Origin of the sequence: Paenibacillus sp. 11B (assembly GCF_030487755.1) — a bacterium.
Lineage (GTDB): Bacteria > Bacillota > Bacilli > Paenibacillales > Paenibacillaceae > Paenibacillus > Paenibacillus vandeheii.
The window spans coordinates 240522-259757 of the sequence record NZ_JAUKNS010000004.1; the positions used below are offsets into that span (position 1 = coordinate 240522).

Genomic DNA, 19236 nt, shown 5'->3' on the forward strand with positions numbered 1-19236 from the left:
TTCCACTGACCGCAGCATTAGGGCTTCGACTTTTTTAATTTACCGCCTCTAGCATATTTGGATAACTCTTTAGGTGGCGCAAAGCGTGCATACATACGGAACACAGTCTTGTAGCGACTCGCAATGGCGTATTTAATTTCTTGATCGAGACGGTTGTCACTTAGGTCGAACAACATTTCATCGAGCTCTTTGCGCAATACATAATCCAGTTCCTTGCATTCCTTCTCGTTAAACAGCATACCAAGCATTAGAGTTCTCCTTTTTCTGCATATGGATAATGGCGTGTCCCCTTGTATGTCATATTCGAGCCCCTTTAATTCAGGCTATATATCGGACAGCGCCGGTTTTAGTAGCAAACCTAGGATCATCTTTGTTTGTCCTTTTGCGGTTGCTACTGAAACCCGTTTTATTGTTATGGTCAACTTTCTGAAAATTTATGAATGTCATCCCATACAAATTTATCCTCGCACTAGGCTGTAGGTAAGTGTACTTTCGATAATCGCTGCAACAAGAAGCAAAATAACAATCCAGAAGGATGCAGTTACCGTTGTGCGCATAAACGTACTCCACTGGCTGCTAATCGTATTTCGTTTGCCCCCGCCAAATTGAATAAGGCTTTTGAGAACCAGCCCACCGAATCTTAGACCAAAGGCACAAGCGATAATAATGACCGGAATTTCAATAATGCCATGTGGAAGAAGTCCTTTTACAACAATATCAAAGAAGCTGGCCCCATAGTTCATTGTGGTGTGTACCAGAAAACCGATAACCATTCCGTTAATCAACAGGAAAACGACTGGCAGAATGCCAAAGAAGATACCGGCATAGATTACGAGTACACTTTTGATCGCATTATTGAAAAAGATAAAGAGGAAGAAGTTCCATTGCACATTGCTCCCCTGCTCCAGCCTTTCACTAATCTCCCGGAGTCCCCCAATTTGGTTCAACAATATATCCTCAAGTGGTCCTGTACTCACCCATCCCGTGCCTATTCCAATAACAAACAATACGATCGACCAGATTAATGCACCACGAATGGAACTTAACGCTCTAAGAAATGTACTGAATTTTAACATAATATCCTCCTGTGAAACCAAGATGTTGGACAAACAAACGTCTGATACGAATAACTGCGAGGTACGAGCATACATTGGAGAGTAAACAAGCATTTCTTATGGGAGAGGGGCGCTTATTGAAATGAACTCGTTCTATGTATTTAGCGGCAAAAAGATCAAACGTTTCCTGATTGTGCTGGTTGCTGCCGTCTTTGCTATCGGGATTATTTATCTGGAGAGCGGCAATATTTCTGTATTCTCGGAGGACGCACCATCCGCCGTATACAGCGTTCCAACCGATAAGAAGGTTATTGCACTCACCTTTGACATTAGCTGGGGAGATAAAAGGACAGAGCCTATTCTGAAGGTTCTCCAAGATAATAAAGTGCAGAAGGCTACTTTCTTCTTGTCCTCCCCCTGGAGTAAGACACACCCCGAGATTGTAACAGCCATCAAAGACGCAGGATACGAGATTGGCAGCCATGGCCACAGACATGATAACTACAGCAGTCTGACTGAAGAGGAAATCCGCAAGGAAATTTTGACAGCTCATAGTATTTTAACCGATTTAACGGGAAAAGAACCGAAGTTGCTACGTCTGCCTAATGGAGACTTTGACAAACGTGTTCTCCAGGTAGCCAGCAGTCTAAATTACCAAGTTGTCCAATGGGACACTGATTCGCAGGATTGGAAGAACCCTGGTGTACAGACCATCGTTGATCGTGTTGTCAGCAAGGCACATCCGGGTGATATCGTGCTGCTGCACGCCAGTGATTCCTCGAAACAAACGCATGAAGCCTTACCCGTCATTATCGACAAGTTAAAAAATCAAGGGTATGAATTCGTGACGGTTTCCGAGCTGCTCAACCATTCAAGTGTCAAAGGTACGGAAGTTCGTGATCAGGCCAGCGCACAGTAAACGAACACAGTAATGCGGCCGTGGCCGTTGCTGCAACTGTATAATAACCTTCAGGACATTTCATGGCAAAAAGGCACTGAAGCGCCATAAATGAAAAGAGCTAACCAGGTTAGCTCTTTTTGGCGTTTTTTTGTAAGATAAATTGCTACGCATGGCTTTCTTGTATCTGCTCGTTTTTTCGACTCACCCGCTGCTCCACCGACCCATCTACCAGCCTGTGCAATATCAGCATTTGGTATGCATTACAGATTAACAAAGGAACCACAATAAAGATGGTAGCCGCATTCACATCAATTCGCAACACACCGATCGTCTCTACTACAGTAACAGCCACCATGAAAAAGAGTGTAGGCACCAGCGCCGAAATATGTGTCTGCTTCACCTTTACGTAAGCGGTAACAATTCCAGCTGCCAAAATAATGATTCCAAGCACAATATCGGATAGGCGTTCTCTTTCCCCACCGACGAACAACCGTAAAAACATGACATCAAGCAAAGCCAAAACCGTTAGAACAATCTGTACAATTTGCCAACTGCGTTTCGAAAATACACCTTTGCCCATATAGTTCAATATCAAGTATGCGAAAAAACCCATTTGCGAATACACGCTAATCATAATACCGGAACCAAACAAGATGAGGAGATAAATTAAAAAATCGGTCATTCCATTCGTTTTTTCTCCATTAACCAACATCATAATTAGACCCGTCACTAATGATCCTGCAGCCCCAATAAGCAAAGCTGACCAAAATAGGAAAAACCATTTACGTAAATTCAAATGTTTTCCACCCCCGAGAGTTTATTTTACCAACCTTCACAGCAAAAAACCATCATCATTCAACATATTTAGCGGTTTCCCATCACATACTACATCCAGTATCTAATCAAGGAGGGGTTGTGCACATGAAACGGCCTTTGTGGCAGTTATGCTGTGTCGTACTTGGACTTTCCGTCATGCTCGCCGGCTGTGGCTCAGATCAGAATTACTCGCCTCCTCAGGGCGGTTATAAAGAGATGAAAACGATGGTCGTGGATATTCTCAAAAGCGACGAAGGCAAAAAAGCGGTCGAGGAAGCTCTCACTGGACAAAGTTCTTCTGGTGGTGGTGGCGGTGGTTCTGGACAAAGTGGTGCTTCAGGCGGTGGATCTGGAACAGTGGGTATGAAAATGTTAATGCCTATGCAATCTTCAGAACAAATACGTATAGCTGTAAAAGATACCCTCACGGCTCCTGAATACCAGAAGGAATTCGAGAAAATTATGACGGATCCACAGTTTGCAGGTGAATTCGCCAAAGTAATCAACTCCCAAAGCAAGCAACTGCATATGCAATTAATCAAAGATCCAACGTATCAAAAATCCATTGGCGATGTGATGAAGTCTCCGGAAGTATCCAAGATGTTCATGGACATGACCAAAACGCCAGAATATCGTAAACAAACGATGACCGTTATGCAGGAAGTCATGCAAAATCCTTTGTTCCGGATGGAAGTGCTGACTTTGCTTAAAAAAGTAGTCCAGGATGAGCTTCAACCCAAAACAGAACAAGGCGGGAAACAGGAAGGCCAAAGCAAAGACAGCAGCGGAGATGGCGGAGGCGGCGGCGGTAGTAGTGATGGCAACAGTGGTGGCGACGGAAGTAATGGTTGATCATAAGAAGCATAGAATCATTTAATGTTAAAGTTATCATGTTGAAAAAAGCCCGCATCCATTGGATGTGGGCCATTTTATATTTTACGTTATTAGAAAAATTAAAACTTGGCATCAATAGACTGGGCCACCTCATCGTAGATCGCACCGATGCTTGACTCTGCTTTATACACGGATGGCGAAAAATCAGGCTCCGAGATATGATTATCCGGCGCTCCCAATGGAATCTGTGCTAACAGCTCTGTATGAAGGCTCTCGGCAAGAGTACCACCACCGCCCCGACCAAATACATAATCTTTTTCGCCGCATTTGCTGCATTCATAATAAGCCATGTTCTCTACGACGCCCAGCAGCTCATGTTCCGTCTGAATGGCCATGGCGCCAGCACGTGCAGCTACAAAAGCAGCGGTTGCATGCGGTGTTGTTACGATGATTTCTTTGCTGTGTGGCAGCATCTGATGTACGTCTAGTGCGACGTCCCCCGTACCCGGAGGCAGATCAAGCAGCATATAATCCAGCTCTCCCCAATTTACATCGGTAAAGAATTGGCGCAGCATCCGCCCCAACATGGGTCCACGCCAAATGACCGGGTTATTCTCCCGAATAAAAAATCCCATCGACATGACTTTTACGCCGAAACGCTCAACAGGTTGGATAACTCCGTCCTCAACGACCGGATATTCCTCAATGCCCATCATATCAGGTACACTGAAGCCATATATATCTGCATCAATCAGACCAACCTTCTTGCCTTGGCGTGCCAGAGCGGCAGCCAAATTAACGGTTACCGTCGATTTACCGACGCCACCTTTACCACTAGCCACAGCAATAAAACGAACACCGGATTCAGGACTTAACAGCTCATGCCCGTCCAGCCCTGCTGCATGGCCTTTGACAAGCACTTCGTCCTGATTGTCCTCCTCATCCGCTTGTCCTATGTTCAGGCTCTCACGCTCATGCTCAGACGCTGCACGCAGACGAATATGTACATCATTCACTCCGTGTTGGGACAGCAGGTTGCGCGCGGCATCGCTTAGAGCAGTTGTATCCTCTGTGCGGTTCTCCAGCGTCACCATAGTTAGAGCAACATGATTTTCTTTAACCATGACATCACGGACCCACTGCAGTTCTGTCAAACTTACGCCCAATTGCGGTTCCTGCAATGGCTGCAATAGTTCATGTATCTGTTCTTTTGATAACATCAGACAGCACCTCAGCTTTATCTATTGGCATGTAATTAGGTATGCTGAACCAATTATATCATTACCTTTCTCATTGTGACTAACTTTTAGGACGTTCTCCTGAGGAATAACGGAGAATTCCGTTGTAGATGGATGCGGCCACTTTGCGCTGATAGGATTCATCTGCAAGCAGACGCGCCTCTTCAGGGTGAGAAAGGAAACCTACCTCCACAAGTGCCGAGGGAATTTTTAGTGCCTGGAGCAAATAAACGGTATTGACCGTTTTCGCAATTCGATCTGTATTTTCCAGATTACGAATCATTTCTTGCTGAAGCAGGTTGGCTAATCCTTCATTATCGGGATGATTGGGTGTATAAAAAACTTGTGCACCACTCCAGCGGTTCGAAGGAACACTGTTCATATGAATGCTGATAAAGAGATCCGCCTGTTTGTCCTCGATTCTTCTTACTCGTTGTTTCAGATCCTCCGTCTTGCGTTTGGAGTATCCTTTGGTATCTGAAGCTGCCAGATCGGTGTCTATCTCTCGGGTCATCACAACTAAGGCTCCTGCTTGCTGCAGATAATCTCGTACGTACAACGCAATCGATAAATTGATATCTTTCTCAATGACTCCCTGCTTACTTACTGCTCCCCCATCCGGGCCACCATGTCCTGCATCAATGGCTATGACTTTACCTGCTAATGGCAACCCCCAGTAACCGGACATTTTGGAGGACGGCAGCTCATACGTGACCACTGCCACAAACATGGCAAGCAAACAGAGGCTTAACATGACCCTCTTCATGGTGCGTAACCTGATCCAGACCACAAAGTGCTTCTTCCCCATATTTTTACGCATAAAAAAACCACCTCGTCCCTATAAATGATTCTAATCATCTATATGGGACAAGATGGACAAATATACCGTTAGGAGCGGACTTGCTCAGCCATTCCTTCAATCAGCACCTCAGCTACCTCAGGGCGTGTAAATTCAGGTGGAGGGCATTGGCCATCTCGCAGCAAGCCACGTACTTTGGTGCCAGACAGAGCCATGTGGTGTTCTTTATCATGCGGGCAGGTTTTGCTTGATGCCATGTTGCCACATTTGGTACAGAAAAAACTATGTTCGAAGAACAACGGCGTGATACCCAGTTCTTCTGGTGTGAAGTTAGTAAAGATCTCCTGCGCTTCATACGTTCCGTAGTAATCACCCACACCTGCATGGTCGCGGCCTACGATAAAGTGAGTACAACCATAATTTTTTCGTACCATCGCGTGGAAAATGGCCTCTCTTGGACCAGCATACCGCATAGCCGCCGGGAATACACCGAGGAAAGCACGATCAGCTGGATAATAGTTCTCCAGCAAAACCAGATAGCTCTTCATACGTACATCAGCAGGTACGTCATCTGACTTCGTTTCGCCTACAAGCGGGTTTAAGAACAGAGCGTCCACAATCTCCATTGCACTCTTCTGAATGTACTCATGGGCACGATGGACCGGATTACGTGTCTGAAAACCGACAACCGTCTTCCAGCCCTTATCTTGGAACGTTTTCCGTGTCTCAGCGGGATCAAAGTAAAACTGTTCGAACTGGGCAGGTTTGGGGCGATTCAGCACTTGAATTGGACCTCCTACATACGTTGCAGGTCGTTCCAGCAGTTTTTTCACGCCCGGGTGCTCTGGGTCATCCGTCTTGAAGACACGACGTGCTTCTTCACCCTGATCTACCTGGTATAAGCTCTTCACTTCCAACAATCCATAGGTTACCCCATCATCATCACCAATGAGTGCCACCGTCTCACCAATCTGGAGCGATGCAGCCTGTTGCTCGCCTACAGCCAGGGTAATAGGAATACTCCAGACTGTTCCATCAGCAAGACGCATACGAGATATAACCGAAAGATAGTCTTCTTCAGTCATAAAGCCTTGAAGCGGGGAGAACGCACCCACGCCGATCAGATCCAAATCCGAAATTGTCCAGCTGTTAATACGTAAAGAGGACAATTTCTCACTCTCTCGTAATAATTGTTCCCGTTCTTCTCCTTGTACGACACGCTGAATCAGCGTACCTCCATGAGGCAGAATCGAAGTCATCTTGTCAGCTCCCTGTTCTCCATTTTTTTATATCATTAAGAGTGAATTCAATGCTTTATCCAAACTTACTCTGAACTGAATTATTTATGAAGACCACATTCTGTTTTATCATTCCCAGACCAGCGTCCCGCACGTGGATCTTCTCCAGGCATAACCTGACGTGTGCAATATTCGCAACCGATACTCGGGTAATTCTGATCATGCAGTGGATTGTATACGACATTATTGGCACGAATATAGTCCCATACATCCTCTGAAGTCCAATGTGCAATCGGGTTGAACTTCATAAGTCCAAACTTAGCATCATATTCTACCTTTTTGGAATTTGCACGCGTCGGTGCTTGATCTCTCCGAATACCGGTAATCCAAGCATCGTATTGGGATAAGATACGGGTCAGTGGTTCAACCTTCCGAATATTACAACAAGCATTCGGATCCGACTTCCACAATTGTTCTCCATGTTTAGCTGCCTGCTCTTCAGGAGTGATTTTTGGTGCAACACGTACAAAATCAAGATTGTACTTCTCTTTCATTTTGTCACGAGTTTCGTATGTTTCCTTAAAATGAAAATCGGTATCCAGATAAAAAATATCTGTGGATGGGCTGATCTTCTGGAGCATATCTACAAGTACCACATCCTCCGCACCGAAGCTGCATGCAAAAGTGATATTTGGAAACGTCTCAATAGCATAACGAATAATATCCTCTGGACTTGCGTTTTCCAACTCTTCAGCTTTCGTCCGTGCAAGTTCTTCTTTCTCCAACAAGTTCATGTCTGCATTTCCCCCATTCTGCATTTCAACAATCACTAAAGCCGACTAATCTAATATGAATTATGTATAGTATAAATCTTTCATGGTGGATGTCAATGCCTGCCATATGGTAAAATACATCAGTTTTAGCCCAATTTTTTGTTGTTCTTTTTGAAAATAATTTGGTGTTGATTATCCTTTAAAATGATTAGCAGATAAAATCATCCATCTGTAATCTCATCATATCTCACCTCATCTTAGTCATTCATGATTGAAAAACGTTGCCACTGCTGGATTTATCGTCACAAGTGAATCATTCGAAGTATAGAACAACTCTATAGATCCTTGGGGATATCAAAGGGAAAGGTGAATTTATTAATGAAATAGATAATGGATCTTATTCATCAATTGTAAGGGACCTTTATCAAAACCATAAGAAATACTGATGAAAATAGGGGATGAAAAATGATTAATTACAAACATGGTGAAGTCTAAATTCAAGAAATAGGTTAATGAATGTCGGAGAATTGCATTTGCTGAAGGGTTTGATTGGAGGAAGAAGGAATGCAATTCGCAGTCCGTCATAATGAGCTGAGATGATGAGATGGGGTGGTTCTAATTCATTGGATTGTAGGGAGATACTTTCACATAGCTACAGAAGAATCTGAAGCTAATCCACAACCTCAGCTGGAGTAAAGAAAGATCATTGTAGCCTAATGGGTTTATAGAATATAAAAAAGCCTTCGGCCGAGGCCAAAGGCTTGTAATGCATATTAACGTTTGGAGAACTGTGGTGCGCGACGTGCGGCTTTGAGACCGTATTTTTTACGCTCTTTCATCCGTGGGTCACGAGTCAGGAATCCTGCTTTTTTCAGGGAAGCACGGTATTCCGGATCTGCTTTCAACAAAGCGCGGGAGATACCGTGACGGATCGCGCCGGCTTGACCGGAGATTCCGCCACCATGAGCGATAACAAGAACATCATAGTTGCTGAGTGTTTCTGTCAGGTTCAGTGGTTGTTTTACGATCAGTTTGAGTGTTTCCAAACCGAAGTATTCATTAATATCACGTTTATTGATGACAATGCGTCCTTCACCCGGTACAAGGCGAACACGAGCTACCGAATGTTTACGACGACCTGTCCCATAGTATTGTACTTGTGCCATGAAACTGTCCTCCTTTTAATTAACCGCGAAGTTCATAAACTTCTGGTTTTTGTGCTGCATGTGGATGCTCAGTGCCTCTGTACGCTTTAAGTCTCAACTTCATTTTCTCGCCCATGCGAGTTTTAGGAAGCATACCGCGAACAGCCAACTCCAACATACGTTCCGGTTTGTTTTTAACCATCTCTTCAGCTGTAGTTACTTTCAAACCACCTGGGTGCATCGAGTGACGGTAGTATTTTTTACCTTGCATTTTTTTACCAGTCAATACAATTTTCTCTGCATTGATGATAACAACGAAATCGCCAGTGTCCACATGTGGAGTGAATTGTGGCTTATGTTTGCCGCGGATCAAAGCAGCTGCTTCGCTCGCCAAACGTCCGAGCGTTTTGCCTTCGGCATCAATGATGTGCCATTGGCGCTCAACTTCGTTAGGCTTCGCCATGTACGTGGTACGCATGAAAAGTTCCTCCTTAAAATGTTCAACATCATTATATTCATTTATCTTCGTTCATTAAGTGATAACTTTTAGGTGTTGATGGATAGTTCTTTCGTTGTGACCCTCTTAATTGGGGCTGTGGGAAAGCCATTAAGAAAACACAACTTTTATATTACATGATAGGAGCTTAAATCGCAAGTGTTAATTAAGCATTTCACTTCGCAAATTTAATCTTTTCTGTATTCGAGGTCCCAGAGCATTAAACCGCAGCTAACTGCAGTAGGTCCTGCAGCAGAACGATTACAAGCAGCAATCATATTCGGTACATCAGAGGCTTTCCTTTTGCCCTCTCCGATCTCCAGCAAGGTACCTACAATAATACGAACCATATGCTGCAAAAAGCCGTTACCACTCACATAGATGTGAATGACACCCTGATCGCGCGGATGGTCCCTACACATTGAACGGTCCACTTCTATCCATGCATCGTATACCGAACGTACATGATTCTCTTTCTGAGACTTGCGTGAAGCAAAGGAGGTGAAATCGTACGTACCAATAAAATGACGCAACCCCTCCTGCATTGCCACAATGTCCAGCTTGGCATGATGATGATATTGCAGCCTCCGGTTGAATACATCCGGGAATTGATTCGCATTGACGGTGTACCGATACGTTTTCTTTTTCGCTGCATAGCGAGAATGAAAATCGTGTGGTACTTCAGCCGCATCAATAACGATAATATCCGAAGGTAATCTGGAGTTGAGCGCAATACACCATCGTTCAATCGGGATCTGGGATTCCGTAGGGAAATTGAAGATCTGTCTGCGAGCGTGGACGCCAGCATCCGTTCTGCCTGATCCCGTAATTTTAACCTTCTCACCGGTCAAAGCACGAATGGCATCTTCAAGATGGTCCTGGATGGTGTTCCCTCCCGGCTGAACCTGAAAGCCGTAATAGGCAGTGCCATCATAAGTTAACGTCATACATAAGTTGCGCATCATTACCACACCTTTGTTCCATACTATACATGTGCCTATCCCGAACAGCAAAAGAAGCCCCTTTCGGAGCTTCTACTACAGCACGAATTCCGAAATGAAGAGAAAAAAAGGGTTAATCCAGAATCAGTGATTCTGTCCCCTTTCCTCATCTCATCTGTTTTACGCGCGGTCAACCAGTTCCAAGTAAACCATAGGCGCAGCGTCACCACGACGAGGTCCCAGTTTAAGGATACGAGTGTACCCACCTGGACGCTCAGCGTAACGACCGGACAATTCGCTAAACAGTTTTTGGATTGCATCTTGCTCACCATCGATTGTTTCGCGGCGAACATAAGCTGCCACTTGGCGACGGGCATGAAGATCTCCCTTTTTCGCTTTAGTGATCAGTTTTTCAGCAATAGAGCGAACCTCTTTTGCTTTCGCTTCAGTTGTCTGAATGCGTTCGTATAAGAACAGGTCGGTTACCAGGTCACGGAACAAAGCTTTACGTGCGCTGGAATTACGGCCCAACTTTTGGTATGCCATTGTTTTCCCTCCTTCACTTCAAGCACTCGGCTGTCTATTCTTCTGTACGGAGTCCCAAACCGAGTTCCTCAAGCTTCTCTTGAACTTCTTCCAAAGACTTGCGTCCGAGGTTACGGACTTTCATCATGTCTTCTTCCGTTTTCGTGGTCAGCTCTTGCACGGTATTAATACCAGCACGTTTGAGGCAGTTGTAGGAACGAACAGAGAGATCCAGCTCTTCGATCGTCATTTCGAGTACTTTTTCTTTTTTGTCTTCTTCTTTTTCGACCATGATCTCTGCGTCTTTCGCTTCGTCTGTAAGACCCACGAAGAGCATCAAGTGCTCGGTCAAAATTTTAGCGCCAAGGCTTACAGCCTCTTCAGGACGAATACTTCCGTCAGTCCAAACTTCCAACGTGAGCTTGTCATAGTTGGTTACTTGGCCGACACGCGTATTTTCCACAGCGTAGTTAACGCGGCTGATCGGGGTGAAGATGGAATCGACTGGGATGACGCCGATCGGCTGGTCATCGCGTTTATTCCGATCTGCCTGGACGTAGCCGCGACCGCGATTGGCAAAAATACGCATGTGAAGTCTCGAACCTGGTCCGAGCGTAGCAATGTGCAAATCCGGGTTAAGGATCTCCACATCGGAGTCAGCACGGATATCTCCCGCCGTAATTGCTCCTTCGCCTTCAGCATCAATCTCGAGCACTTTCTCCTCGTCAGAGTGAATTTTGAGCGACAAAGCTTTCAGGTTAAGAATAACCTCCGTTACATCTTCCATAACGCCAGGAACTGTAGCAAATTCATGCAGAACGCCATCGATTTGAACCGAAGACACTGCCGCACCCGGCAGTGAGGAGAGCAAGATACGACGAAGCGAGTTTCCAAGCGTCGTACCGTATCCGCGCTCCAGCGGTTCTACTACGAATTTCCCATAGGTGCCATCATCGTTGACGTCTACCGTCTCAATTTTCGGCTTTTCGATTTCAATCACTGCAATACCCCTCCTTCAAAACGTCGGTCCTCTATGAAACATTTACCTTCTCTTGCGAAAACATGTAGTAGTATGCCTAAACAACCATTATTAGCAGATTGTGCCGGAAATATACCACACGCAGGGGCAAATCTCATTAGACACGACGACGTTTTGGAGGACGGCATCCGTTATGCGGGACTGGAGTTACGTCTTTGATCAGGTTAACTTCAAGACCAGCAGCTTGCAAAGAGCGGATCGCTGCTTCACGGCCTGCGCCTGGTCCTTTAACCATAACCTCAACGGCTTTCATCCCATGTTCCATTGCAGCTTTGGCAGCAGTCTCAGCAGCCATTTGTGCAGCAAACGGAGTCGATTTACGGGAACCTCTGAATCCGAGGCCGCCGGAGCTTGCCCACGAAATTGCGTTTCCGTGAGGGTCCGTAATGGTAACGATAGTGTTATTGAACGTGGAGCGGATATGTGCCACGCCAGATTCAATATTTTTACGGTCACGACGTTTAGTACGTACGACTTTTTTCGGTTTAGCCATTTTCTCTTATCCCCCCTTATTATTTCTTCTTGTTCGCTACAGTACGACGAGGACCTTTACGAGTACGAGCATTCGTTTTCGTACGTTGTCCACGAACAGGCAGACCACGACGATGACGAACTCCACGGTAACAACCGATCTCCGTCAAACGTTTAATATTCAAAGAGATTTCACGACGCAGGTCACCTTCTACTTTGACCTCTTTGTCGATACTTTCCCGCAATTTGCTGACTTCATCTTCCGTCAAATCACGGACACGAGTGTCCTTGTTGATGCCTGTTGTGCTCAGAATTTTCTGGGAAGTCGTTTTACCGATTCCGAAAATATAAGTCAAGGCGATCTCAACGCGCTTATCACGTGGCAAATCCACACCAGCTATACGTGCCATTTTACGCTACACCCCCTTCTTTAACCTTGTTTTTGTTTGTGTTTCGGATTTTCACAGATAACCATAACATTCCCTTTGCGGCGAATGACTTTGCATTTTTCGCAAATCGGCTTGACCGAAGGTCTTACCTTCATGTGAATTACCTCCTCAAAGTTTTGCTTAGCAAAACCCTCTTCGTAAGCATTGACCTTGTTTTACTATTGTAAAACCGGCTTCGAAGCTTTCGCAAGTTTTGCCGGGCAAAACCCGCTTCATAAGCTTCACAGTTCATTGCAACTGTCTACTACTATTTACGGTAAGTTATACGACCTTTTGTCAAATCATAAGGTGATAACTGAACAACCACTTTGTCTCCAGTCAGGATACGGATAAAGTGCATCCGCAACTTGCCGGAAACGTGAGCGAGAATTTGATGACCGTTCTCAAGCTCAACCTTGAACGTTGCATTCGGTAGCGGCTCGAGAACCGTACCTTCCACTTCAATGACATCTTCCTTGGCCATTAGTCAGTCTCCTTTCTCTTCAGCTTGAATGTTGGTGGATTCCAGAAACGAATGAACCGCATAGCGGAGCTTTCCGTTTGTCACCCGACCACTCTCGTTTAAACTGTTTACGACCTCGCTGCTAATCATCGGCTGGAGCTCAAGATGAAGAATATTCTTCTTCTTGGGTTGATCAAACTTACGTTTGTCCCCATCCGCAATATATACGAACTTACTGTCCGCTATAGCAACAATTACTGCGGCTTGGTCCGCATTGCGGCCTTTACGGATCTTCACAAGTTGACCGAGCTGCGGATTAGACTGATTGTTCATGCCTTATCACCTACGCATTCAGTTTTGTGAAAATTTCCATGCCTTCCGGTGTAACTGCTACGGTGTGTTCAAAGTGGGCGCATAACGATCCATCAACAGTGACGACAGTCCAGTTATCTTCCAACGTTTTCACATACCGTCTACCTGCGTTAACCATCGGCTCTATGGCCAGCACCATGCCCGCTTTAAGCCGTGGTCCCCGATCAGGAAGACCATAGTTCGGAATCTGTGGTTCTTCGTGCAGATTCGCTCCTATGCCATGACCGACATATTCACGTACTACCGAGAACCCTTCATCTTCAATATATTTCTGAATCGCATGAGATATTGTAAACAAGCGAACGTCCGGTTTTACCAGCGCCAGACCTGCGTATAACGAAGCCTCGGTAACGTCCAGAAGACGACGGGCTTCTTCGGAAATACGGCCGACTGGATAAGTCCAGGCGGAATCTCCGTGATAACCCTGGTACTGCGCGCCAATGTCAAACGTAACGATATCGCCCTCGTTCAACTTTCGTTTGCCGGGAAATCCATGCACCAACTCTTCATTCACTGAAGCGCACACACTGGCAGGGAAACCGTTATAACCTTTGAAAGACGGCACAGCTCCTTGACTGCGGATGTATTGATCGGCCATATGGTCAAGTTCTCCAGTCGTAATACCGGGAGCGATATGCTCTGCCAAGAGACGATGCGTTTCCGCAACAATTCTCCCCGCTTCCCTCATCAAGCCCAGTTCCGTTTCGGACTTACCAATGATCATTCAATTAACCTCGCAGCAGGGACACGATTTCATGAGAAACTTGATCGATATCCTGCTCTCCGTCCATTTGACGAAGAAGGCCTTTGTTCTCATAAAATGTGAGGAGTGGTGCTGTTTTGTTGATATATTCGTCGAGACGTGTGCCTACGCTCTCTTCATTATCATCAGAGCGCTGGTACAAGTCACCGCCGCATTTATCACAAATACCTTCCTGCTTGGGCGGATTGAACACGACATGATAAGTGGCGCCACAGTTCTTACAAATGCGACGACCCGTCAAACGGGCCAGCAATTTGTTGCGGTCCACTTTCAGGTTGATTACATGATCGAGACCTGAGTTCAGTCGATCCAGAATGCCATCGAGCGCTTCTGCTTGAGACAGGGTTCTTGGAAATCCATCCAAGAGGAATCCTTCTCTGCAATCAGGCTGCTGCAAACGTTCTTCAACGATGCCAATGGTTACATCATCTGGTACGAGCAATCCTTGATCCATATATTCCTTGGCTTTCAGGCCAATGGGAGTTCCCTGCTTAATCGCGAGACGAAATGCATCGCCTGTTGAAATGTGGGGAATACCGAACTCTTTCACAATGACGTCTGCTTGCGTTCCTTTTCCTGCCCCCGGAGGGCCCATGAATAGGATGTTCACGTTATGTCACTCCCTCCAAGACTACCCTACATCAACAAACAGCACAATAGGTGCCGGCAAGTAAATCTTAGCTTGACCGGTACCTATTGCCTATTTATTGATAAAACCTTTGTAGTGGCGTTTGATCAATTGGCTTTCGATTTGCTTCATCGTATCCAGCGCAACACCGATAACGATCAGGAGAGAAGTTCCTCCAATTTGCGCGGATTGAGGCAAACCAGAAAGTGCCCCCAAGATTACAGGCAGAACGGAAATTACTGCCAAGAAGATGGCACCTGCCGTTGTCAAACGAGTCATGACACGGGTCAGATATTTCTCGGTTGCTTTACCCGGACGAATGCCTGGGATGTAACCGCCGTTCTTTTTCATGTTGTCAGCCATCTGCTGTGGATTCATCTGTACAAAAGTATAGAAGAATGTGAATCCGAAAATCATCACTACATAGAGTAACATACCCAGAGGTTTGTGAGTAGTGAGATTGGCTCCGATCCACTGTGCCCATGTACGATCAGCCCAGAAGTTTGCGATGATCGATGGGAACATCAACAGAGATGAAGCAAAGATGACAGGGATAACACCTGCTGCATTAATCTTCAGCGGGATATGTGTGTTCTGTCCACCGTACATTTTGTTACCTACGACACGTTTAGCGTACTGTACCGGAATTTTCCGAATCGCCTGCTGAATGTAAATGACACCTATGATAATCAGCACAATAACAATTGCTACGATTACCCCTTTAAGAATGTTCATGAACATTTGATCAGCTTGGATAAAGTCGGATTCGATCGTTTGTTTGATAATATTAGGCACCGTTGATAGGATACCCGCAAAGATCAAGATCGAAATCCCGTTTCCTATGCCCTTCTCGGTGATCTGCTCACCAAGCCACATTAGGAATGAAGTACCGGCCGTAAGTACAATCGCGATCAAGATATAATCTGCAAATGTTGCGTTAGGCACCATTTCTGTATTGTATAAGCGGTTGAATCCGATCGACGTACCAAACGCTTGAATCAATGCCAGACCTACCGTTAAATAACGGGTCAGTTGTGCAGATTTCTTCTTACCTTGTTCACCCTGCTTTGCCCACTCCGCTAGTTTAGGAATAACGTCCATGGAAAGCAGCTGCACTATGATAGACGCAGTGATGTAAGGCACGATCCCGAGCGCAAATATCGAGAACTGAAAGAGCGCTCCACCCGAGAACGTATTGAGAAGTCCAAAAACTTCTTTACCCGCAGAATTTGTCGCTTCGAAAACCTCTTTGTTAACCCCAGGTACTGGAACGAAGGATCCGATGCGGTAAATGATCAGTACAAAAAGGGTAAATAATACCCTTTTGCGCAGATCTTCAACCCGCCAGATATTCTTTAGGGTCTTGAACATTAAATCACCTCGGTTTTACCGCCGGCAGCTTCAATTTTCTCCACCGCAGATTGAGAAAACTTGTTAGCTTTAACAGTCAACTTCACAGTGACTTCACCGTTACCCAGAATTTTGATTCCGGATTTAGCGTTTTTAACTACGCCGTTCGTCATCAAGAATTCTGGAGTTACTTCAGTACCCTCAGCAAAACTGTTCAAGTCTTCAGTATTCACAACTGCGTATTCTTTGCGAGTTGGGTTTACGAAACCGCGTTTTGGCAAGCGACGATACAATGGATTTTGTCCACCTTCGAAGCCTGGACGAACACCACCGCCGGAACGAGAATTTTGTCCTTTGTGACCGCGACCTGATGTTTTACCAGTACCACTACTTGGACCGCGACCAAGACGTTTACGTTCTTTGCGGGATCCAGGAGATGGTGAAAGCTCATGTAACTTCATCGTTCGTTGCACCTCCTTAAAGATTTGTGGGATTAACCCTTTTTTAAACTTCTACTTCTTTAACAGCGACCAAGTGGCTTACTTTGTTAATCATACCACGAATGGCAGGATTGTCGTTTTGAACCACTTTGCTGTTGATTTTGCGCAAGCCCAATGTTTTCACAGTTGTTCTTTGCGTCTCCGGACGTCCGATCAAGCTGCGGACGAGGGTAATTTCTAATTTAGCCATGAGATTCCCTCCTTAACCCAGAAGCTCTTCGACGGATTTGCCGCGCAGTTTTGCCACGTCTTCAGCACGTTTCAAACGGGACAAACCTTCCAAAGTCGCATTGACCATGTTCATGGAATTCGAAGAACCCAGAGATTTTGTCAAAATGTCACCTACACCAGCAAGTTCGAGAACCGCACGTACAGGACCACCAGCGATAACACCAGTACCTTCAGATGCTGGTTTCAACAGGACGCGTCCTGCGCCGAACTTACCTGTTACCAAGTGAGGAATCGAAGTTCCTACGAGTGGAACGTGTACAAGGTTTTTCTTAGCGTCTTCAATACCTTTGCGAATTGCATCAGGTACTTCGCCCGCTTTACCGATACCAGCTCCAACCCAGCCGTTGCCGTCGCCGACTACAACCAGTGCGCTAAAGCTGAAACGGCGTCCGCCTTTTACTACTTTAGCTACGCGATTAATATTTACAACTCTTTCAGACAGTTCCAAAGTATTCGGATCTACACGCAAGTCGTTAACCTCCTTTTTAAAAATATCTTAAAACTCAAGTCCTGCTTCACGAGCCGCTGCAGCCAATGCTGCGATACGACCATGGTACAGATAACCGCTACGGTCAAATACGATGTTTGAAACGCCTTTGTCTTTCGCACGTTTAGCAACGAGTTCGCCAACTTTACGAGCAGATTCAACAGATGCGCCGTTTTGGATGTCGCCGCTCAATTCTTTGTCTACAGTAGACGCGGAAGCGATCGTAACACCAGCTACATCATCGATGATTTGAGCATACATATGTTTACCAGAACGGAATACGTTCAAACGAGGACGTGCTGCCGTTCCTTGGATTTTCTTACGAACACGCAGGTGTCTTTTCAGACGAGCCTTGTTTTTATCTTGTTTCGTAATCATCTCAGGGATTCACTCCTTTCAGGTTACCTCGCTGGCTTCAAACCAGAAGCCACGGGGTATATTAGAAACACAAGAAGCAAGCAAGCCGAAAACCGCGCAAAGGCGGCAAGAAAAATCTTATTTCTTCTTACCGGCTTTACCTTCCTTACGGATGATACGCTCGCCTTCATATTTAATACCTTTACCTTTGTACGGCTCAGGTTCACGAACGGAACGGATTTTAGCAGCGTAAGCACCTACACGCTCTTTATCGATTCCGCGAACGATGATTTTCGTGTTCGAAGGAACTTCGAACTCGATTCCCGCTTCCGGTGTAATTTCAACCGGGTGAGAGTAGCCAACGTTCAGAACGATTTTATCTCCGGATTTGCTTGCACGATATCCGACCCCAACCAGCTCCAGAGATTTTGCGAATCCTTCAGTAACGCCACTCACCATGTTGTTTACAACGCTACGCGTTGTGCCGTGCAAAGAACGGTGAGTTTTGTTATCGGAAGGACGCACAACTGTAATTTCGTTGTTTTCAACCGTTACTTTCATGTCTTTATGAAGTTCACGAGTCAAAGATCCTTTAGGTCCTTTTACCGTAATAACGGTGTTGTCCAGTGTGATGTCCACACCACTTGGTACTGTAATTGGTTTGCGACCAATACGAGACATATGTTGCACCTCCTATCTTGTGACGTTATATTACCAAACGTAGCAGACGACTTCTCCGCCGGATTTCGATTGACGAGCTTCTTTGTCCGTCATGATACCTTTGGATGTCGAGATAATAGCGATACCCAGACCACCAAGTACACGAGGTACTTCGTTGCTTTTCGTGTAAACACGAAGACCAGGTTTACTGATTCTTTTCAGACCAGTAATAACACGCTCGTTATTTTGACCGTATTTCAGGAAAACACGGATAATCCCTTGTTTGTTATCGTCGATAACTTCAGCATCACGGATGAAACCTTCACGCTTCAGGATGTCGGCGATTTGTTTTTTCATTGTCGAAGCAGGCATTTCTACCGTTTCGTGACGAACTGTGTTCGCGTTACGAATACGAGTAAGCATATCTGCAATTGGATCAGACATAGTCATTGTGAGTTAACCTCCTTCCCGTTCAGGACTTTTTACCAGCTTGCTTTTTTCACGCCAGGGATCTGGCCTTTATAAGCTAATTCACGGAAGCAAATTCTGCAAATTTTGAACTTCTGCAGTACCGAATGTGGACGTCCGCAACGCTCACAGCGTGTATAAGCACGTACTTTAAACTTTGGTGTACGTTGTTGTTTAACTTTCATCGAAGTTTTTGCCACTTAGCCTGACACCTCCTAAATAATTTCGGAGAAAAGGGAGTCTTTCCAGACACCCGGA

Annotated in this window: 29 protein-coding genes; 2 read left to right on the forward strand and 27 right to left on the reverse strand. The window is 45.5% G+C overall.

Annotated elements, in window-relative coordinates; genetic code table 11:
- Positions 1-17 precede the first annotated feature (17 nt).
- Complete coding sequence (locus Q0V21_RS17930; RefSeq protein WP_017692114.1) at positions 18-248, reverse strand: hypothetical protein; 231 nt, start codon at positions 246-248, stop codon at positions 18-20.
- Positions 249-458: 210 nt separating this feature from the next.
- Entirely contained in the window at positions 459-1076 is a 618-nt protein-coding gene (locus Q0V21_RS17935; RefSeq protein WP_024633555.1) for a stage II sporulation protein M, read from the reverse strand.
- A gap of 121 nt (positions 1077-1197) precedes the next feature.
- Between Q0V21_RS17935 and pdaB the strand changes: the two genes are divergently transcribed.
- Positions 1198-1974 carry a polysaccharide deacetylase family sporulation protein PdaB gene (pdaB, locus tag Q0V21_RS17940; protein ID WP_301879957.1) on the forward strand — a complete coding sequence of 259 codons (777 nt, stop codon included), beginning with the start codon at positions 1198-1200 and terminating at the stop codon, positions 1972-1974.
- 145 nt (positions 1975-2119) lie between these two features.
- Here pdaB and Q0V21_RS17945 read toward each other — a convergent pair whose 3' ends face one another.
- Entirely contained in the window at positions 2120-2752 is a 633-nt protein-coding gene (locus Q0V21_RS17945) for a KinB-signaling pathway activation protein (protein WP_301879958.1), read from the reverse strand.
- A 125-nt stretch (positions 2753-2877) separates the two neighbouring features.
- On the opposite strand from Q0V21_RS17945, the gene gerD reads away from it, so the two are divergent.
- Positions 2878-3624 carry a spore germination lipoprotein GerD gene (gene gerD, locus Q0V21_RS17950; RefSeq protein WP_301879959.1) on the forward strand — a complete coding sequence of 249 codons (747 nt, stop codon included), beginning with the start codon at positions 2878-2880 and terminating at the stop codon, positions 3622-3624.
- A 101-nt stretch (positions 3625-3725) separates the two neighbouring features.
- Here the strand turns inward: gerD and Q0V21_RS17955 are convergent, their stop codons facing one another.
- The 24 genes from Q0V21_RS17955 to Q0V21_RS18070 all read right to left on the reverse strand — a co-directional run bounded on the left by Q0V21_RS17955 (position 3726) and on the right by Q0V21_RS18070 (position 19178).
- On the reverse strand, positions 3726-4826 hold the full coding sequence (locus Q0V21_RS17955) for an Mrp/NBP35 family ATP-binding protein (RefSeq protein ID WP_301879960.1): 1101 nt from the start codon (positions 4824-4826) through the stop codon (positions 3726-3728).
- A gap of 79 nt (positions 4827-4905) precedes the next feature.
- Positions 4906-5664, reverse strand: coding sequence for an N-acetylmuramoyl-L-alanine amidase CwlD (gene cwlD / locus Q0V21_RS17960; RefSeq protein WP_024633560.1), 759 nt, complete (start codon positions 5662-5664; stop codon positions 4906-4908).
- Between the two features lie 68 nt (positions 5665-5732).
- On the reverse strand, positions 5733-6902 hold the full coding sequence (gene sat, locus Q0V21_RS17965) for a sulfate adenylyltransferase (RefSeq protein ID WP_301879961.1): 1170 nt from the start codon (positions 6900-6902) through the stop codon (positions 5733-5735).
- Between the two features lie 80 nt (positions 6903-6982).
- Complete coding sequence (locus Q0V21_RS17970) at positions 6983-7675, reverse strand: phosphoadenylyl-sulfate reductase (RefSeq protein ID WP_301879962.1); 693 nt, start codon at positions 7673-7675, stop codon at positions 6983-6985.
- A gap of 752 nt (positions 7676-8427) precedes the next feature.
- Complete coding sequence (gene rpsI, locus Q0V21_RS17975; RefSeq protein WP_024633563.1) at positions 8428-8820, reverse strand: 30S ribosomal protein S9; 393 nt, start codon at positions 8818-8820, stop codon at positions 8428-8430.
- A gap of 19 nt (positions 8821-8839) precedes the next feature.
- A complete protein-coding gene (rplM, locus tag Q0V21_RS17980) occupies positions 8840-9277 on the reverse strand; it encodes a 50S ribosomal protein L13 (RefSeq protein ID WP_024633564.1) in 438 nt (145 codons plus the stop codon).
- A 206-nt stretch (positions 9278-9483) separates the two neighbouring features.
- Complete coding sequence (gene truA, locus Q0V21_RS17985; RefSeq protein ID WP_079348936.1) at positions 9484-10257, reverse strand: tRNA pseudouridine(38-40) synthase TruA; 774 nt, start codon at positions 10255-10257, stop codon at positions 9484-9486.
- 159 nt (positions 10258-10416) lie between these two features.
- Positions 10417-10782: a 50S ribosomal protein L17 gene (gene rplQ, locus Q0V21_RS17990; protein WP_017692102.1), complete on the reverse strand. Its 366-nt coding sequence runs from the start codon at positions 10780-10782 to the stop codon at positions 10417-10419.
- Positions 10783-10816: 34 nt separating this feature from the next.
- Complete coding sequence (locus tag Q0V21_RS17995; RefSeq protein WP_017692101.1) at positions 10817-11761, reverse strand: DNA-directed RNA polymerase subunit alpha; 945 nt, start codon at positions 11759-11761, stop codon at positions 10817-10819.
- A gap of 136 nt (positions 11762-11897) precedes the next feature.
- Positions 11898-12293, reverse strand: coding sequence for a 30S ribosomal protein S11 (rpsK, locus tag Q0V21_RS18000; protein WP_017692100.1), 396 nt, complete (start codon positions 12291-12293; stop codon positions 11898-11900).
- Positions 12294-12312: 19 nt separating this feature from the next.
- The gene (rpsM, locus tag Q0V21_RS18005) at positions 12313-12681 is read right to left on the reverse strand and encodes a 30S ribosomal protein S13 (protein ID WP_024633567.1); all 369 of its coding nucleotides are present in this window, start codon (positions 12679-12681) and stop codon (positions 12313-12315) included.
- Positions 12682-12701: 20 nt separating this feature from the next.
- Positions 12702-12815 (reverse strand): 50S ribosomal protein L36, encoded by a 114-nt coding sequence (rpmJ, locus tag Q0V21_RS18010; RefSeq protein ID WP_003333770.1) that lies wholly within the window; start codon positions 12813-12815, stop codon positions 12702-12704.
- Positions 12816-12967: 152 nt separating this feature from the next.
- The gene (gene infA, locus Q0V21_RS18015) at positions 12968-13183 is read right to left on the reverse strand and encodes a translation initiation factor IF-1 (protein WP_017692098.1); all 216 of its coding nucleotides are present in this window, start codon (positions 13181-13183) and stop codon (positions 12968-12970) included.
- Positions 13184-13186: 3 nt separating this feature from the next.
- Positions 13187-13495: a KOW domain-containing RNA-binding protein gene (locus Q0V21_RS18020; RefSeq protein WP_024633568.1), complete on the reverse strand. Its 309-nt coding sequence runs from the start codon at positions 13493-13495 to the stop codon at positions 13187-13189.
- A gap of 10 nt (positions 13496-13505) precedes the next feature.
- On the reverse strand, positions 13506-14258 hold the full coding sequence (map, locus tag Q0V21_RS18025; RefSeq protein ID WP_285080656.1) for a type I methionyl aminopeptidase: 753 nt from the start codon (positions 14256-14258) through the stop codon (positions 13506-13508).
- Between the two features lie 4 nt (positions 14259-14262).
- The gene (locus Q0V21_RS18030) at positions 14263-14907 is read right to left on the reverse strand and encodes an adenylate kinase (protein WP_024633570.1); all 645 of its coding nucleotides are present in this window, start codon (positions 14905-14907) and stop codon (positions 14263-14265) included.
- A 90-nt stretch (positions 14908-14997) separates the two neighbouring features.
- The gene (gene secY, locus Q0V21_RS18035; RefSeq protein WP_024633571.1) at positions 14998-16296 is read right to left on the reverse strand and encodes a preprotein translocase subunit SecY; all 1299 of its coding nucleotides are present in this window, start codon (positions 16294-16296) and stop codon (positions 14998-15000) included.
- Complete coding sequence (gene rplO / locus Q0V21_RS18040; protein WP_024633572.1) at positions 16296-16736, reverse strand: 50S ribosomal protein L15; 441 nt, start codon at positions 16734-16736, stop codon at positions 16296-16298. The genes secY and rplO overlap by 1 nt, the downstream gene beginning before the upstream one ends.
- A 43-nt stretch (positions 16737-16779) precedes the next feature.
- Positions 16780-16965 (reverse strand): 50S ribosomal protein L30, encoded by a 186-nt coding sequence (gene rpmD, locus Q0V21_RS18045; protein ID WP_024633573.1) that lies wholly within the window; start codon positions 16963-16965, stop codon positions 16780-16782.
- Positions 16966-16977: 12 nt separating this feature from the next.
- Positions 16978-17475 (reverse strand): 30S ribosomal protein S5, encoded by a 498-nt coding sequence (gene rpsE / locus Q0V21_RS18050; protein WP_024633574.1) that lies wholly within the window; start codon positions 17473-17475, stop codon positions 16978-16980.
- Positions 17476-17502: 27 nt separating this feature from the next.
- Complete coding sequence (rplR, locus tag Q0V21_RS18055) at positions 17503-17871, reverse strand: 50S ribosomal protein L18 (RefSeq protein ID WP_024633575.1); 369 nt, start codon at positions 17869-17871, stop codon at positions 17503-17505.
- 117 nt (positions 17872-17988) lie between these two features.
- Positions 17989-18531 (reverse strand): 50S ribosomal protein L6, encoded by a 543-nt coding sequence (gene rplF / locus Q0V21_RS18060; protein ID WP_024633576.1) that lies wholly within the window; start codon positions 18529-18531, stop codon positions 17989-17991.
- A gap of 30 nt (positions 18532-18561) precedes the next feature.
- Positions 18562-18960 (reverse strand): 30S ribosomal protein S8, encoded by a 399-nt coding sequence (gene rpsH, locus Q0V21_RS18065; RefSeq protein WP_017692088.1) that lies wholly within the window; start codon positions 18958-18960, stop codon positions 18562-18564.
- A gap of 32 nt (positions 18961-18992) precedes the next feature.
- Positions 18993-19178: a type Z 30S ribosomal protein S14 gene (locus Q0V21_RS18070; RefSeq protein ID WP_013312154.1), complete on the reverse strand. Its 186-nt coding sequence runs from the start codon at positions 19176-19178 to the stop codon at positions 18993-18995.
- Positions 19179-19236: the final 58 nt, after the last annotated feature.